The 15,530-nt window shown below is 40.5% G+C and carries 15 protein-coding genes and 1 tRNA gene; 10 read left to right on the forward strand and 6 right to left on the reverse strand.

The annotated features are described in order from the left end of the window. The 3 genes from PR799_RS15620 to PR799_RS15630 all read right to left on the reverse strand — a co-directional run. On the reverse strand, positions 1 to 1,711 hold a 1,711-nt coding region (locus PR799_RS15620; protein WP_272522685.1), incomplete at its 3' end, for an Ig-like domain-containing protein. A 65-nt stretch (positions 1,712 to 1,776) separates the two neighbouring features. Next, positions 1,777 to 2,286, reverse strand: a complete 510-nt coding sequence (locus tag PR799_RS15625; protein WP_272522687.1) for a cell envelope biogenesis protein OmpA — start codon at positions 2,284 to 2,286, stop codon at positions 1,777 to 1,779. A gap of 1,312 nt (positions 2,287 to 3,598) precedes the next feature. Beyond that, the gene (locus PR799_RS15630) at positions 3,599 to 4,483 is read right to left on the reverse strand and encodes a LysR substrate-binding domain-containing protein (RefSeq protein ID WP_272522689.1); all 885 of its coding nucleotides are present in this window, start codon (positions 4,481 to 4,483) and stop codon (positions 3,599 to 3,601) included. A 148-nt stretch (positions 4,484 to 4,631) separates the two neighbouring features. On the opposite strand from PR799_RS15630, the gene PR799_RS15635 reads away from it, so the two are divergent. From PR799_RS15635 to PR799_RS15650, 4 genes are all read left to right on the forward strand, one after another. Further along, positions 4,632 to 5,642: an aldo/keto reductase gene (locus PR799_RS15635; protein WP_272522690.1), complete on the forward strand. Its 1,011-nt coding sequence runs from the start codon at positions 4,632 to 4,634 to the stop codon at positions 5,640 to 5,642. A gap of 50 nt (positions 5,643 to 5,692) precedes the next feature. Beyond that, on the forward strand, positions 5,693 to 6,490 hold the full coding sequence (locus PR799_RS15640) for an SDR family NAD(P)-dependent oxidoreductase (RefSeq protein WP_272522692.1): 798 nt from the start codon (positions 5,693 to 5,695) through the stop codon (positions 6,488 to 6,490). A 27-nt stretch (positions 6,491 to 6,517) separates the two neighbouring features. Beyond that, positions 6,518 to 6,928: an SRPBCC family protein gene (locus PR799_RS15645; protein WP_272522693.1), complete on the forward strand. Its 411-nt coding sequence runs from the start codon at positions 6,518 to 6,520 to the stop codon at positions 6,926 to 6,928. A 159-nt stretch (positions 6,929 to 7,087) separates the two neighbouring features. Next, a complete protein-coding gene (locus PR799_RS15650) occupies positions 7,088 to 7,300 on the forward strand; it encodes a DUF1471 domain-containing protein (protein ID WP_272522695.1) in 213 nt (70 codons plus the stop codon). A gap of 51 nt (positions 7,301 to 7,351) precedes the next feature. Here the strand turns inward: PR799_RS15650 and PR799_RS15655 are convergent, their stop codons facing one another. Continuing rightward, on the reverse strand, positions 7,352 to 7,672 hold the full coding sequence (locus tag PR799_RS15655) for a MoaF-related domain-containing protein (RefSeq protein ID WP_272522696.1): 321 nt from the start codon (positions 7,670 to 7,672) through the stop codon (positions 7,352 to 7,354). 270 nt (positions 7,673 to 7,942) lie between these two features. Between PR799_RS15655 and PR799_RS15660 the strand changes: the two genes are divergently transcribed. The 5 genes from PR799_RS15660 (at position 7,943) to PR799_RS15680 (ending at position 13,744) form a co-directional block, all read left to right on the forward strand. Beyond that, positions 7,943 to 8,857: a TIGR03571 family LLM class oxidoreductase gene (locus PR799_RS15660; RefSeq protein ID WP_272522697.1), complete on the forward strand. Its 915-nt coding sequence runs from the start codon at positions 7,943 to 7,945 to the stop codon at positions 8,855 to 8,857. A gap of 200 nt (positions 8,858 to 9,057) precedes the next feature. Beyond that, positions 9,058 to 10,215, forward strand: a complete 1,158-nt coding sequence (locus PR799_RS15665; protein ID WP_036960479.1) for an MFS transporter — start codon at positions 9,058 to 9,060, stop codon at positions 10,213 to 10,215. A 294-nt stretch (positions 10,216 to 10,509) separates the two neighbouring features. Further along, entirely contained in the window at positions 10,510 to 11,610 is a 1,101-nt protein-coding gene (locus tag PR799_RS15670; protein WP_272522698.1) for an alkene reductase, read from the forward strand. 68 nt (positions 11,611 to 11,678) lie between these two features. Then, the gene (locus PR799_RS15675) at positions 11,679 to 12,626 is read left to right on the forward strand and encodes an alcohol dehydrogenase catalytic domain-containing protein (protein ID WP_272522700.1); all 948 of its coding nucleotides are present in this window, start codon (positions 11,679 to 11,681) and stop codon (positions 12,624 to 12,626) included. A gap of 218 nt (positions 12,627 to 12,844) precedes the next feature. After that, positions 12,845 to 13,744 carry a LysR substrate-binding domain-containing protein gene (locus tag PR799_RS15680; RefSeq protein WP_272522701.1) on the forward strand — a complete coding sequence of 300 codons (900 nt, stop codon included), beginning with the start codon at positions 12,845 to 12,847 and terminating at the stop codon, positions 13,742 to 13,744. A 26-nt stretch (positions 13,745 to 13,770) separates the two neighbouring features. On the opposite strand, the gene dkgB is transcribed toward PR799_RS15680, so the two are convergent. After that, the gene (gene dkgB / locus PR799_RS15685; RefSeq protein ID WP_272522702.1) at positions 13,771 to 14,574 is read right to left on the reverse strand and encodes a 2,5-didehydrogluconate reductase DkgB; all 804 of its coding nucleotides are present in this window, start codon (positions 14,572 to 14,574) and stop codon (positions 13,771 to 13,773) included. Between the two features lie 389 nt (positions 14,575 to 14,963). Here dkgB and PR799_RS15690 point away from each other — a divergent pair, with 389 nt between their 5' ends. Further along, positions 14,964 to 15,233, forward strand: a complete 270-nt coding sequence (locus PR799_RS15690) for a hypothetical protein (protein WP_154628283.1) — start codon at positions 14,964 to 14,966, stop codon at positions 15,231 to 15,233. Positions 15,234 to 15,388: 155 nt separating this feature from the next. On the opposite strand, the gene PR799_RS15695 is transcribed toward PR799_RS15690, so the two are convergent. Then, a tRNA-Asp gene (locus PR799_RS15695) sits at positions 15,389 to 15,465 on the reverse strand. Between the last annotated feature and the right edge of the window lie 65 nt (positions 15,466 to 15,530).

The following is a 15,530-nucleotide window of genomic DNA, read 5'->3' on the forward strand; positions in this document are numbered from 1 at the left end:
CTGACTCTTTGGTCGCAGCTTTATCATCAACTGCCACTGGCGGCGCATCGATTTCAATGGTTACCGTCGCTTCGTTGGACACGTTGCCGTTCTTGTCGAACACTTGGTAGGTGATGGTGTCAGTACCGTGCTCACCTTTATTCGGGGTGTAGACAAGCTTGCCATCTTCACCAATGGTGACAGTACCTTTCGTCCCTGGCTTGGTGATCACCACACTGTTTTTATCCAGATCGCCGTCCATATCGGTATCGTTCGCGGTGATATCGATTTCAACTGGCGTATTGTGGCGAGTATCGGCTTTATCTTCGTTCGCCACTGGCGGTTCAGTGATATCAATGGTCACGGTCGCTTTGTTGGACACGTTGCCATTTTTATCTTTAACCAGATACGTAATGGTGTCTTGGCCTGTTGCATCAGGATTTGCGGTATAGACCAGCTTACCATCAACAACTTTTACGGTGCCTTTGGTTGGTTCACCCACAACTTCTAATGTCGTAGGGTCAATATCACCGTCCAGATCGGTATCATTACCTAAAACATCTAATTCAACTGGCGTTGCCTTGTTGGCTTTAGCTGAGTCGTCGTTCGCTACTGGCGGCGCGTCGATTTCGATGGTGATCGTCGCTTCTTCAGAGACGTTACCGTTTTTATCTGTCACGGTATAAGTGATGGTGTCAGTACCCACTTCGCCGGCTTTCGGCTGATACACTAACTTGCCATTAACAAATTTCGCGAACCCTTTGCCACCATTGGTTTTAATCGCTAAAGAGCTGTGGTCAACATCACCGTCTTTATCGGAGTAGTTGTTTTCCATATCGATGGTGACAGGTTTAGATTCTTTGGTTGCCGCAGAGTCGTCTTTCGCTTCTGGTGCTGCATCAATTTTTACGGTAATGGTAGCAACATTCGACTCATGACCTGCGCGGTCTTTCACCACATAAGTGATGGTATCAACACCATATTCACCTTTGTTTGGTGTATAGATAATCTTTCCATCTTTACCGATTGTCACGGTTCCTTTAGAACCTTCTTTGACGATGCGGATAGAGTTCGGATTTAAATCGCCATCAACGTCACTGTCGTTCGCGGTAACATGGATAGTAACAGGGGTATTATGTTTTGCATGTGCAGAATCATCACCCGCGATAGGTGCATGATCGACAACTTTAGAATGACCGCCGCCACCGCCACCGCCACTGATTGCCACAGCAGGAATACCAATAAGAGGGACAAGTGCAGCTAACCACCATGGGTTAAATGCCCACAATGGTGGTAATGCATCGCCACCAATGGCTTGACCAGCCGCTTGGCCGTCTGCTAATTGGCTGATTGCGTCAGCTTTTACCGCACTTTCAGGAACGTATGGGAAATATTGGCCATTTTCATATTGACCAATAATGAGGTTTGCATCGCCTTCTTGATAACCAATGGCACCATTCTCAGCAAAGTAATTTTCAATAATTAAATCAGGGCTTTCTACATCACCGCCTTCAAATGCGATGACAAGGTTTTTATCAACTCGCTTAACCGCGATGTTTTCTGGTGCGAATTGTGTACTTTCGTCAATTAATAAATAGTTTACATCTTTTTGTGCATTAATATGCAGTGGTTGTTTTAATTTACCTGCTCCATTTTCCCCACCAATAACAGAATATTGCTCAATCGTCTCTTTGCTATTATTAACTTTAATTGATATTTTTTTAATAGACATAGTTATCCATTGCCTCGTATCGGACAATTATTTATTGAATTAAATTTAGTTTAAAAACGTGTTAATTATTGGCAGCTTTGAGCTACATCCACACGCGGTAAAGTATGAACCTGAGTGCTAACTTTCCCTTTAAATTCATAAACTTCTTTTTCTGTCATTGGTTTTAATGATACTGTTCCATTGGTTTCAGTGACCAAGAATGCATAGGATTTGCCTGGCTCTAGTGACTTATTATCGATTTCGTTTAATTTAGTGTTATAGCGCTCGCTAACATCTGTTTTATATGCAGTAAAATTGTTATTTCCAGAGCATAATTTAATTTGTTTAGTCGCATTAGGCTCTAATGAAGTGAGGTACTGTTTATTCACGAATATATTAATTGTTTTCCCTTCAACTTGATTATCTATTCTATAGAAAGAAACTAATGCTTTATTACTTTCGACTTCTTTGCTTTCTTTAAGAATATTCTTATTCTTCCATTTTTCGCTATTATACCCGTGCAGTCCTTCATTACGCACACAACCCGTCAATGCTGCAATGCATAATAGCATTACAACGCCAGTGATCTTTTTCATATTAATCCTTTCAACGCTATGGTGTTTAATTTATGCAAAGCAAAATCCCTCTATGTAATATTAGAGAGAATAAATATCGCAGTAATTTGAATAAATACTAAAGCTGGAAATCATTTAGTTCCCAGCTTAAAAATAAAATACTTATAGTTATTTTTGCTTCAATTTAACCCATTAAGTGTGTGCATGAAGCATTTTGTTACATGATGAAAACTTCAGCATTATATCGTTCAAAGTTGATATGCGTCAATTTTACCCCCCTTGATTTTACCAATCCGCAGAAATGCTATCAATTTTAGTCGTTATTCTATCAATTGATTCATAAATAATTGTTTTAATTGATATAATTTACATGTTAAAAGATTATTTATTTTTCTAACTCATATAGTGTGTGAGCATAAAAACCATAAAATTGATAAAAATAAAATTTTTATTCTATATATATATAAATACCAAGTATTTAAACCTAAGCATAAACCTCTCTAAAAGAGGGGTTTATAGGTCGTATTAATGCCTATTAACATTCTATTAAAAATACCTTAATACGAGTAAAAAACTTATTATCACAAAATACTCTCACTGCGTGTATAATATAGGTTTATAACATTCTAATTAAATACCCTTATCATTTAATCTCCTTCAAAATAACCAGAAGGCATAGTTAGTAATGTATATCACCTATTAATTTTCATAATTCCACTTAAATCCCACATTTAAATAAAAATTAAGAGTATTCCCTTATAATTCCTATTTCATCTAGGAATTATTCCTAATTCATAAAAAGAGATATTAATTTAAATACATTGCTAGTTCCTATTTCAATAATCGAAAATAACAATATCTCGGTAATAACGTCTATAGGTAGTAGGATTAATTCTCGTTCTTATAAGCTATTTGAAAATAAATATGACCGCTAGAGTACCGTAAACAGAGTAAGTAGTCATAAACCACTAGCTTTCCCCTGAAGAGTGAGAATGAGTGCGAGTTGAGGCATGTAGATCCAAAGGCAGTGTCCACTTCCCCTAAAATGAGACAGCTATAATTAGATTTTTTGCCCTAACCATTGCAGAGGTCATGATGCAAAATGCATTCGAATTCAATCAAATTGTAAGAGCAGCGTAAAATAAACTTAACCACATGTTTTTAATATAAATATTGAATTATTAACCAACAGCATTTTATCTTCTCTGAAAGTGAGCATTGCAATGAAAATAAAATGTACTATATTTCCGCAATCCACCCTACATTTAAGCATATGACTAAATTGCATACAGTTGTAGCGAATCCTAAGCACCTGTTTTTAAATTTTTTCTGTTTAACTTAACATTCCTCTAAAATGAGTAACGAGTGGTCGTAAATTTGCCTTATGCCAGACAGCCCAAATCTGAGTAGTCATATTCATCCAAGGCACCTCCCGTACAATCGCCCCTTTCGGTAAATTATACCGTAAACCACTTTGTATCAATGTGACGCCAAGACCCGCAGCAACAAGACCTAATGCAGTTAATGGTTCTTCTGCTTCTAACCGAATATCTGGCCGAAACCCTGCTTTCACACAAGCAGCGACAAAGTCATCCCTTGAATGTGAGTTATCGTTGTTGTGCAAAACAGAGATCCACTGCTGTGCGGTGAGGTCTTCAGGGGTGATCTCCGCTTTTTCAGCAAGAGGATGATGATGGGGTATCGCAACGAGCATATGATCATTGAGTACTTGAAAATATTCTAACTCACTCTCTTTACCTTCAGGCGGTGTATCAACCATTGCAAAGTCAAGGCTCCGTTGACGTAATCCCTCTAATTGGCGCTCAGGTGTTTGGCTATAAAGTGCAATATGCACATCAGGACGCGAATCCCTGAGTTCACTTAATGAACTCGGTAGAACACCTGAGTGCATCGCATTCTCTATGTAACCAATACATAACCCGCCATCTTCTCCTCGACCTAATCGACGACCTAATGATTCCAGACGATTGGCATGAGTGAGAAGAGAGCGAGCTTCTATCAAAAACGTTTGTCCATCAGACGTCAAGCGGATCCGTTGCTGACTTCTTTCAAACAACATTAATCCGAGTTTTTCTTCTAATTGAGAAATTTGTCGGCTTAATGGTGATTGTGAGATGTGCAAGCGCTCTGCGGCACGTCCAACATGTTCCTCTTCAGCGACAACAACAAAGTAGCTGAGCTGACGCAAATCAATCATAGTTATTCCCTTTAATGTCTTAACTCAGACGAATTATGTCCTATCATGTCAGAATAAATCAACCTATTATCTTCACCACGACAGGATAGTACGCTGTCCTTAAACCTAATTTTGCGGATAACTCGCTAATTTATTAAGGAATGACAATATGAGTATTAAAAAATTACTGCCTAGCAAGATTGGTTTAGGTGGTGCACCTCTCGGTAACATGTTCAGAGCGATCCCTGATGATGAAGCACAGGCAACGGTACATGAAGCCTGGAATTTAGGTATTCGTTATTTTGATACTGCACCGCTGTATGGTTCCGGTTTATCTGAAATTCGCATGGGTGAGGCTCTGTCTCAATATTCACGTGATGATTATGTGTTGAGCACAAAAGTCGGCCGCATCATGTTAGATGAAATGGAAGATCCAGCAAAACGTGATTTCGGAGAAAAAGGCGGTATCTTCGAACATGGTTTGAAAAACAAAATTCTGAATGACTACTCTGAAAATGCAACTTTACGCTCTATTGAAGATAGCCTGAAACGTTTGAAAACAGACCGTATTGATATTGTGTGGATCCACGATCCTTCACAGGATTTCTACGGAGATGGCTGGTTAGAACATTTTAATATAGCACGTACAGGGGCATTCCGTGCTTTAACGCGTTTGCGCGAAGAAGGCGTGATTAAAGCTTGGGGTTTAGGGGTTAACCGTGTTGAACCTTGTGAATTAACGCTGGGCTTAGATGAGCCAAAACCCGATGCTTTCTTATTAGCAGGACGTTATAGCTTATTAGATCACAGCCGCGCATTACAGCGTCTGATGCCAGAAGCGTTAGAGCATAATGTTGATATCGTTGTTGGTGGGCCATACAGCTCTGGCGTATTAGCTGGAGGGGAACATTTTGAATATCAAAAAGCGTCCCCTGCTATTCATCAGCAAGTTGCGAAGATTTATCAAATTGCTCAGCAATTTAATGTTGATGTTAAAGCTGCTGCATTGCAGTTTTCATTAGCTAACCCAGCCGTTGCTGCCGTTATTCCAGGTTCAAGCCGCCCAGGCCGTATGTCTGAAGATTTAGCAGCATTAAGCGCTAAAATTCCAACTGAATTTTGGTTGGAAATGCAGCGCCAAGGTTTGATCGCGGCTAACGCCCCCTTACCTATTCGTTAATCACTCAACAATGAGTGGGCACAATAGTCCACTCAGCTTTAAGGATTGAAATGAAATTAGATCTGAATGGTCGTGTGGCAATTGTGAGCGGTTCAACATCGGGTATTGGCCTGGGTATTGCACGTGGTTTGGCAAAAACAGGCGCTACGGTCGTGATTGTTGGACGTAGCCAAAAGAGCGTTGCTAGCGCGATGAGTCATATTAGAGACGAAGTACCTGACGCAAAATTACGCACTGTCATCGCTAACTTGGGGACAGAAGAAGGTGCTCAGGTGTTATTTAACCAAGAACCTACGGCCGACATCCTAATTAATAACCTCGGTATTTTTAACGACGATGACTTTTTTACTGTTCCAGATAGTGAATGGTTAGAATTTTACAATGTCAACGTACTCTCCGGCGTGCGCTTATCACGCCACTATGCACAGAACATGGTCACACAGGGTTGGGGGCGTATTATTTTTGTTTCCTCAGAATCAGGTGTTGCGATACCTGGTGACATGATCAATTACGGTGTGACGAAGAGTGCCAACCTCGCAGTCTCTCATGGCCTAGCGAAGCGCCTTGCAGGAACAGGCGTGACGGTGAATGCAATTCTGCCAGGACCGACATTTACGGATGGATTAAAAGGGATGTTAGCGGATGCGATGGCGAAATCTGGCTTATCGGCTCGTGAACAAGCGGATGAATTTGTCAGAAGTTCGCGCCCAAGCTCCATTATCCAACGCGCTGCGGATGTTGATGAAGTAGCTAATCTAGCAGTGTATTTAGCATCCTCCCTTTCATCGGCAACAACCGGCGCCGCATTGCGTGTCGATGGTGGTGTCGTAGATACACTTGCAATGTAACGAATTTAAAATTTTAAGGAAATTATTATGGCTAATACAACTGTTTCTATCGAAATCCCCGCTTCACCAGAACAAGTTTGGCAATTAATGGGGGGCTTTGATTCACTTCCTGATTGGCTTCCGTTCATACCTAAAAGTGTGATGAGTGAAGGCGCTCGCGTGAGAAGCTTAACCACTTCAGATGGCAGTACTGTCATTGAGCGGTTAGAAGCATTTGACCACACCGGTAAAAATTATAGTTATTCGATTATTCAAGCGCCCTTCCCTGTCATTCATTATTTATCGAATATCAGTGTGCATGAAACTGAAGATAAAAATGTTTCTCGTGTTGAATGGACGGGACGTTTTACGCCTGTCAATGTCAGTAATGAAGATGTCGTAAAACTATTTACGGATATTTATCAAGATGGCTTAGATGCATTAAAAGCAAATTTTTAGTTTACATTATTTCATCTACATATTTTCACTAATGGTTATGATTATTCTCTTTTTAAGAAAAGAGTATTGCGAAGTTAACGCTATTAAATAATAAAAAAAAGAATACACTGAGTTCATCACCTAAATCATTAGGTCAATTAAATTAAAGGATATTATTCAATGAAAACATTAAAAATGTTAGCAGCCGCTATGACTTTGTCTATTTTTTCATTTGGTGCTTTTGCTCAATCAGTAACAGCAACGAGTGATACAATCACCTCCGCTGAAGCTATTATTGCGCAAAAAGCACAAGAGGCTGGTGCATCGGGTTATAAAATCACAAGCGCAAGAATGGGAAATTATGCAACAGTCAGTGCAGTGTTAATTAAATAAAAATACGATTACGGTAAAAGCCCTTTTCAGGGCTTTTTATTAAACAAAAACTTATTTCAACTCTGTAATAACACCTTCCATCACAAAGAACTGACCATTCATCATCGTATAATAAGCGTATGACTTACCCTGTAAAAAATTATCACAATGCACAACAGTTGAATTGTCGCTTTCTTGCCAAGAAATCAAAAAATTATCTCCATCTACCGCTTTGGCAGTGTATGGGACATGCATTATAGAGCCTTTTAAATCACCATTTAAAAACTCAATAGTCACGGTTTTTCCGTCAGTCGTATAGGTGTTTTTCACCTGCAATCCGTTATCCATTTCAATTTCAAATGACTTACCCAAAAAATAATATTTTTCTGTCATCACTAACCTCATTAAACATAAAACAGCTGTTCTTTTTTAATATAATACGTTACTCATGCATGATTGTTATTTTATTTGCAACAGTCTTTTCTTTATAAAGAAATAATAGACAATGAAATATCAATTATAATAAAAAAATTCCCAAACATGCACTACGCCCTCTACCTTTGCTTTTATCGCAAAATATTATTGTCATTATTCATATTTACTTAAGTTCTTATATCCAGAAAATAATCACATCTAAACTCTATTTCTGATTTAAGGTTAATTATGAATACTCATCAATTTATAAATGGATCATTTTCTATTGGTATCGAATTACCCCTTGATAATGATTGGTCTTCAACAGGACAAATAAAACGTCAACAAGAAAATCGACCTTTTGGCGTACCTGATATGAAAGAACATGCATCTAGGATCAAGCTGGCAGATAAGTTAGGTTATCGTGCAGCTTGGGTACGAGATGTCCCTTTCTATGACCCTAACTTTGGTGATGCTGCTCAGGTATTTGAGCCATTTTCCTATCTGGGTTACCTCGCAGGGATCACTGAAAACATCTTACTTGGCACCGCGGCGATTGTTCTGCCTTTACGCCAACCTTGGCTAGTTAGAAAATCAGCAGCAACACTACAAACATTAAGTCATGAGCGCTTATTACTGGGTGTCGCGAGTGGAGATAGACCGATTGAATATCCTCTTTTTGATGTCAGCTATCCTGATAGAGGTAAATTATTCCGCCAACATGTTGATATTCTAACTGGCAAAAAAGACGTACAGTTACCCACTGGCGTACAAATTTTACCTGAACATCAGCCTATCCCATTATTTGTCGCGGGACTTGCCCAGCAATCGCCGGAATGGATTGGGCAACATATGCAAGGTTGGCTTGCCTACCCAGGAACCCCAATTGATCATACAGAAAGGGTCAAACTATGGCGCAATGTTGCGGGAAGTAAGCCGTATGTCAGCTTTATTCATCTTGATTTTATTGATGATATAAACGCGCCAATCCAACGCCACCGTTTTGGTGTAAAAACAGGTCGAAATGGATTGATCAAAGAGTTAACCGCAATGAAAGCTGCGGGTGTTAACCACATTGGCTTACAATTTCGCCGTAATGAGCATCCAATAGAAGAAACATTAGAAGACATTAGTCTGTCTGTCTTACCAGAATTTCACCAATAGCCACCATAAAATGAGGGACGATACGCTATTTTATCTCCCTCTTTCAATAAATCACATTTAAACACCGCTAACAATCCTTCCATTGATTATTGCGATTTTAATAGAAATCATTTGCTGATTTGGGTAATTAACCCCTTAATTTTTTGTGACATACTTAACAAAATTCAGTCATATATTTCTAACTTATTATCGAGACAATAATGAAAATTAATCTTCCTCTATTTGCCCTTGCGCTCGGTGCATTCGGTATTGGCACTACCGAGTTTTCCCCAATGGGATTACTGCCTGTTATCGCAAATAGCACTGGAGTTTCTATCCCTGTAGCAGGCATGCTCATTACCGCTTATGCCGTTGGTGTGATGGTGGGCGCCCCGGTCATGACATTACTGTTATCTCATCAAGCGAGAAGAAAAGCGCTGATTATTTTAATGTCTATATTTACGCTTGGAAACGTCTTATCTGCACTTGCACCCAATTACGAATTTTTATTGCTGTCACGAATTTTAACCAGTTTAAATCATGGCGCGTTTTTCGGATTAGGAGCCGTCGTTGCTGCAAGCGTTGTTCCTGTAGAAAAACAATCAAGTGCAATCGCCACGATGTTTATGGGATTAACTATCGCGAATATTGGGGGCGTTCCCGCTGCGACATGGATAGGGAATACGATAGGTTGGCGCTCGTCATTTTTAATCACCGCTGGTTTAGGGGTCATCACGATGATTTTCCTATGGATATCACTTCCTAAAGGCAATGCTGGCGTGCGTCCTAATGTTAAACAAGAGCTCTCTGTGTTGATGCGCCCACAAGTGTTACTTGCACTCTTAACAACCGCATTAGGTGCGGGTGCCATGTTCACATTGTACACCTACATAGCCCCAGTACTTGAGTATCTTGCAGATGCGAGTACAGGCGTGATTACGGTCATGTTAGTTCTGATTGGTGTCGGTTTCTCAATTGGGAACTATTTAGGTGGAAAATTCTCAGATCGTTCTGTCGATGGGACGTTAAAAGGATTTTTACTATTACTTGCCGCCATCATGTTACTGATGCCATTTATTGCACAAAACTCAATAGGTGCTGCATTTGCCATGGTCATCTGGGGTGCTGCTACCTTTGGTGTTGTCCCGCCATTACAAATGCGAGTGATGCGTGTGGCAAGTGAAGCTCCAGGGTTAGCCTCTTCCGTGAATATTGGTGCATTCAACCTTGGAAATGCCATTGGTGCCGTTGCGGGAGGCGCTGTGATTTCGGGCGGATTATCTTATGCCTATGTTCCGGTCATGGGGGCAATTATTGCAGCCTTAGCATTAATTATCGTTTTGATAAATGCACATCAGCAAAAAACACAAACGAACTAATTCGCCTATCACAATTAGCCCCTTCAGTAATGAGGGGCTAATTTTCTAATATTCCAACATAAACATACTGGGTATCTACAAAGACTTGGGCGCACGCTAGAACGCGATTCCCACCCCAGATGCCCTTCGCCTCAAAATGCAGTGATGGATCGTGATTATTCTACTTTTCGCAAAAGTGTATTGTAATGAGTGATATTTATCTTGCATCTGCAATTGATTATATTTTTGTCATGCAGTGACGAATTAATCACGTTTTAAGACAGATTAACAAGAGATAAATACGGGAGCAGGATCATGTTATTTGAGCATTATAACTTACGTGGCTTACCATTAAAAAACCGAATTGTTATGCCACCAATGACTCGTTCACGAGCTGGTAAAGACGATATCGCCACTGAAATGATGGCTGAATATTATGCTCAGCGTGCCAGTGCTGGACTCATCATTAGCGAAGGTACTCAAATTAGTCGCCAAGGGCAAGGCTATGCTTGGACACCAGGTATCTACACGCAAGCACAGATTGAGGGTTGGAAAAAAGTCACCGATGCCGTTCATCAAGCGGACGGTAAAATCTTTGCACAGCTTTGGCACGTTGGGAGAGTTTCCCACACCATTTTACAACCTGATAATGCCGCCCCTGTTTCCTCATCTGCCATTCAAGCTAAAGGGGTTAAAGTCTTTGTGGATACTGAAGGTCGTGGACCTGAAGATGGCGTTGGAGAGATGGTTCAACACTCCATGCCTCGCGCCCTTGAAACAGCAGAAATTGCAGGTATTGTTCAAGACTATGTTCAAGCTGCTCGTAATGCAATCGAAGCCGGTTTTGATGGTATCGAATTACACGCTGCGAATGGTTATTTAATCAATCAGTTTATTGATTCGCGAGAAAATCAACGCGATGACGAATACGGTGGTTCATTGCAAAACAGATTGCGTTTTCTGCGTGAAGTGGCACAAGGCGTCTCCGATGCTATTGGTCGTGAAAAAGTGGGCGTTCGTTTAGCACCATTGACCACGCTGATGGGCTCTGAAGATGCGACACCTGAAGCAACTTATCTTGCCGCTGCTGCCGTCTTAAATGAGATAGGTGTTGCCTACATTCATATCGCCGAAGCCGATTGGGAAGATGCGCCAGTTATGCCAATGGCTTTCAAAGAAGCGTTACGTATTGTTTTCCACGGCACAATGATTTACTCAGGGCAATATACTGTGGAGCGTGCAGAGCAAGCATTAGCATCAGGTTCAGCTGATTTGATAGGGTTTGGGCGTCCATTTATTGCCAATCCAGATTTACCTTATCGATTAAAACATAACCTTCCGCTGAATGAACCAATAAGAGAATTGTTCTTTGGTGGCGGTGCTGCGGGTTATATCGATTACCCGACAGCCAAATAAGTGACTCACAATAGCCTCTGTTCATCAAACAGGGGCTTTTTATTATTTCCAATATAAATCAGAATATTATGATAAAAAGCATAGAATACGATAGCTGGCAATATGATGCCTCTCAGCATTCCGTTATCCAGCGTACCTCAATAACAAGAGAATTAGCGGATAATGAGATCTTAATACAAAATGCCGCAGCAGGCATAAACCCCGTTGACTACAAATTTATTCAGAGTAACCCTCTCAACTGGGCTTCGGGGCATATCCCAGGTGTTGATGGAGCCGGTATTATTGTGTCTGTTGGACACAATGTCGCGCCTGAGCTGATTGGCCGCCGAGTTTGCTACCATGCCCCTTTGTTAAAACCCGGTAGTTTTGCCCGATATACCATCCTCAATTCCAATAGTGTGATGATGATACCGGAAGAAATGTCATTTTCATTAGCGGCAGCGGTGCCATGCCCATTACTCACGGCATGGCAATCTGCTGAAAAAGTTCCCGTGAATAACAGCGAAAGCGTATTAGTTTCAGGGCTAGGTGCGGTTAATCAATTTCTGGTGCAGATCCTGCGACAACGAGGTTTCCTTGTCGATGTTATCTCTGCGAGTGCCACACAAGACACCGCGGCAAAACTCGGAATTAACCAACTATTTAGGCACCATTCGAAGGTTGATAAAACCTATTTTGCTATCTTTGATGCCACAGGCCCCGAATATGCGTCTTTATTAGTCCCGCATCTCAAAGCGAATGGGCATATTGTGTCTATATTAGGTCGAATTGAATTGCCTGTTGACCCTGCATTTACAACCGCCATTTCTTATCACGAAGTTGCTCTGGCTGCCATTCATCAGTTTGGTGAACCACTTGCAATTACGCAATTAATGCTGGCAGGAGAAGCATTAATCAAACAAATAAGCACAGGTGACTTAATATGTCCTATTCCCGATACGTTTGCATTCGAGCAACTTCCTCAAGCCCTACTACACAGTGAAAACGCGCACATTAAAACGGTAGTGACCTTTTAATGCCCTGTCGTTTTACTTGCTATTGTTTTATTTAGTATTGTGTTACTTGCTGTTAGATTCGATAGAACAACACATCCAACGTACACCATCAAACGTATACGTTGGTTTTTTCGACAAGCACACCCTCACTGTATTATCATCCCTCTCGAAATACGCATTTTTTATTAATCATATGAATTGGCACGCGTTGAACACCTTAGATCTGAAAGGAACTTTGAATGAAGGCTACATCCGACGAAGCACATGTATTTATTGAAGTCGTTGAACAAAAAAGTTTCACAAAAGCAGCGGATAAGCTAAACATCGCCAACTCTGCGGTCAGCCGAACGGTCAAAAAGCTGGAAGAGAAATTGGGCGTCAATTTACTCAAACGAACAACTCGACAAATTGATCTTACTGCAGAAGGTGAACTGTATTTTCAACGAATGAAAAATGTGTTGCAGGAAATGCAAACTATTGAGGATGAACTCCTTGATACACAAAGCTCGCCCAAAGGCTTATTGCGTATTGATGCAGCAACGCCCGTCACTTTGCATCTCCTTATTCCGTTTGTTGCTATTTTTCGGCAGCAATATCCTAATATTGAATTATCACTCGTCTCTTCTGAGACATTTGTTAATTTGATTGAACGTAAGGTTGACATTGCAATCAGGGCTGGGCAGTTAGCAGACTCAAGTTTGCGGGCTCGTCCCTTATTTAATAGCTACCGTAAAATAGTGGCTTCACCTCGATATATTGAAACAGCCGACAAAATCACATCTGTAGCTGATTTACGTCACCATACTTGCCTGACATTTACAGAGCCAACATCACTCAATACTTGGCCAGTGAAGACCGAAAATGGGCTATTCGTTGATGTTGCTGATGGAATATCATCAAACAGTGGCGAAACATTATTGCAGTTGTGTGTTAATGGCGAAGGAATTGCCTGTTTGTCTGACTTTATGGTGAACGAAGGGATTAAACGTGGGGAACTGATTGAATTATTGCCTGATGAGATCCTGCCTATTCCATTGCCATTTCATGCTGTTTATTACAGCGATAAGGTCGTCAGTCAACGAATTCGCGCTTTTATTGATTGCCTGACGACCTATTTAGACCAGATTGGAAAGCCATGATTATGGCTTTCCTACGGGAATAATCGTTAATCCCACTTAGGCGCTAAGCCTTCAGGGCTAACAAGACGATCATTGCAATCCAGTTTTGCAATTGCATCACGATCTTCTTGGTCAAGCTGTAATTCTGTGGCTTTTAGGTTACTGATTAAATTTTCACGCTTGGTTGATGATGGGATCACAGAATAACCTTCACCCATCGCCCATGACAAAATAACTTGAGCTGGGGTTGCGTTATGTTTTTGCGCAATGGACTGGATAACGTCATCTTTTAATGCCTTGCCGTAAGCCAGTGTCATATACGATGTAATATGAATACCTAATTCTTTTGCTCGCTCAACCACTTTGCGGTTTTGCAGATACGGTGATAATTCAATTTGGTTGGTGGCAATATTTTCCGCACCAACGACAGCAACAGCTTCTTCCATCAATGGAATAGTAAAGTTTGATACACCAATTTCACGAGTTAAACCTTGTTTTTTCGCTTCTAATAAAGCAAGCATAAACTCTTCAACAGAAACCGCATCATTTGGGGATGGCCAGTGAACCAAGGTTAGGTCAACATAGTCAGTCTGTAAATCACTCAGGCTTTTTTTCAAACTTGGGATCAGGTTATCTTTGCTTAAATTCTCAATCCAAATTTTGGTTGTAATATAGAGTTTATCGCGTGCAATACCGCTTTCAGCAATTGCCTGCCCAACAGCAGCTTCGTTTTCATAGATTTGAGCGGTATCAACCGCACGATACCCAACATCTAATGCATTTTTTACTGATGCAATCACAACATCATCTTTTAAACGAAACGTACCAACACCCATCATAGGAACAGTCATTATGTTATCTCTCTTAAATTAGTTCACGTTAAACTTCACGGGTAATTATCTGGTTAGACCACCGTCATTAAGGACAAACTAACGAATAATTACCACGACAATTTGAATACCACAGAGAATACGGTGGAATAATCCAGAGGGAAATAGCCATAAGCTCAATAGACTTTTGCTAAAAAATCAACAATCCCTCTAGTTAATAGCTTTAACTATAAAAATAGTCTTTATGGAGACATTTGACTAAATTCAGCTTAATCAAATTACCATTTAAGATAATCAAACTATAAGTGACCATTCATTACTCCGCTTTTTGTCTTTATTTTAGTTTGTTAGCCTTAATACAACTTAGCAATTAGTGAATAAGGTAATACAAATGAAAATTCGGCTTCTCAATGGCGGGCAAACATTTGCTCACTCAGCAGGGTAACTTTATTCCTGATGAAACCAAAATACGTAGTAACGGTAATATGTGGCACAAATTCACTCAAACGATAGCAGAGGCAGCACAATTTGAGGTCTATGTTGATGATAAGCCGATAGGAAAATTTCAATCAAACGAAAAAATAGGCAAAAAATTTTTACAGACTTTGATTGTGCCCATTGCACTATCGAGATTAATAGTTGAGAAGCTTATCGCAGATAACAACTTGGTTGGCACTTAAGTTGTTATTCTTAGATTGACAAAAAAGAGATAAAGAATCCAATACCCACCAATACAATCGGAGGGAAACCAAAATAAAGAGGCATACTGAATGGCATACTGGCAAAACCCTAAAAGCAAAAACGCCATGCTAATCAATAGCATGGCGTCATAATGTGGCGGAACGGACGGGACTCGAACCCGCGACCCCCTGCGTGACAGGCAGGTATTCTAACCAACTGAACTACCGCTCCGAAATTCCCTACTGGGAACGCGAAGCATATTACGAATACTTGATATGACAGTCAACTCTTTTTCT

Origin of the sequence: Providencia sp. PROV202 (assembly GCF_028479565.1) — a bacterium.
Classification (GTDB): Bacteria; Pseudomonadota; Gammaproteobacteria; order Enterobacterales; family Enterobacteriaceae; genus Providencia; species Providencia zhijiangensis.

Coding starts and splice junctions, on each gene's coding strand:
- PR799_RS15625 (WP_272522687.1), bottom strand. CDS start 2,286: ATGAAAAAGATCACTGGCGTTGTAATGCTATTATGCATTGCAGCATTG.
- PR799_RS15630 (WP_272522689.1), bottom strand. CDS start 4,483: ATGATTGATTTGCGTCAGCTCAGCTACTTTGTTGTTGTCGCTGAAGAG.
- PR799_RS15635 (WP_272522690.1), top strand. CDS start 4,632: ATGAGTATTAAAAAATTACTGCCTAGCAAGATTGGTTTAGGTGGTGCA.
- PR799_RS15640 (WP_272522692.1), top strand. CDS start 5,693: ATGAAATTAGATCTGAATGGTCGTGTGGCAATTGTGAGCGGTTCAACA.
- PR799_RS15645 (WP_272522693.1), top strand. CDS start 6,518: ATGGCTAATACAACTGTTTCTATCGAAATCCCCGCTTCACCAGAACAA.
- PR799_RS15650 (WP_272522695.1), top strand. CDS start 7,088: ATGAAAACATTAAAAATGTTAGCAGCCGCTATGACTTTGTCTATTTTT.
- PR799_RS15655 (WP_272522696.1), bottom strand. CDS start 7,672: ATGACAGAAAAATATTATTTTTTGGGTAAGTCATTTGAAATTGAAATG.
- PR799_RS15660 (WP_272522697.1), top strand. CDS start 7,943: ATGAATACTCATCAATTTATAAATGGATCATTTTCTATTGGTATCGAA.
- PR799_RS15665 (WP_036960479.1), top strand. CDS start 9,058: ATGAAAATTAATCTTCCTCTATTTGCCCTTGCGCTCGGTGCATTCGGT.
- PR799_RS15670 (WP_272522698.1), top strand. CDS start 10,510: ATGTTATTTGAGCATTATAACTTACGTGGCTTACCATTAAAAAACCGA.
- PR799_RS15675 (WP_272522700.1), top strand. CDS start 11,679: ATGATAAAAAGCATAGAATACGATAGCTGGCAATATGATGCCTCTCAG.
- PR799_RS15680 (WP_272522701.1), top strand. CDS start 12,845: ATGAAGGCTACATCCGACGAAGCACATGTATTTATTGAAGTCGTTGAA.
- dkgB (WP_272522702.1), bottom strand. CDS start 14,574: ATGACTGTTCCTATGATGGGTGTTGGTACGTTTCGTTTAAAAGATGAT.
- PR799_RS15690 (WP_154628283.1), top strand. CDS start 14,964: ATGGCGGGCAAACATTTGCTCACTCAGCAGGGTAACTTTATTCCTGAT.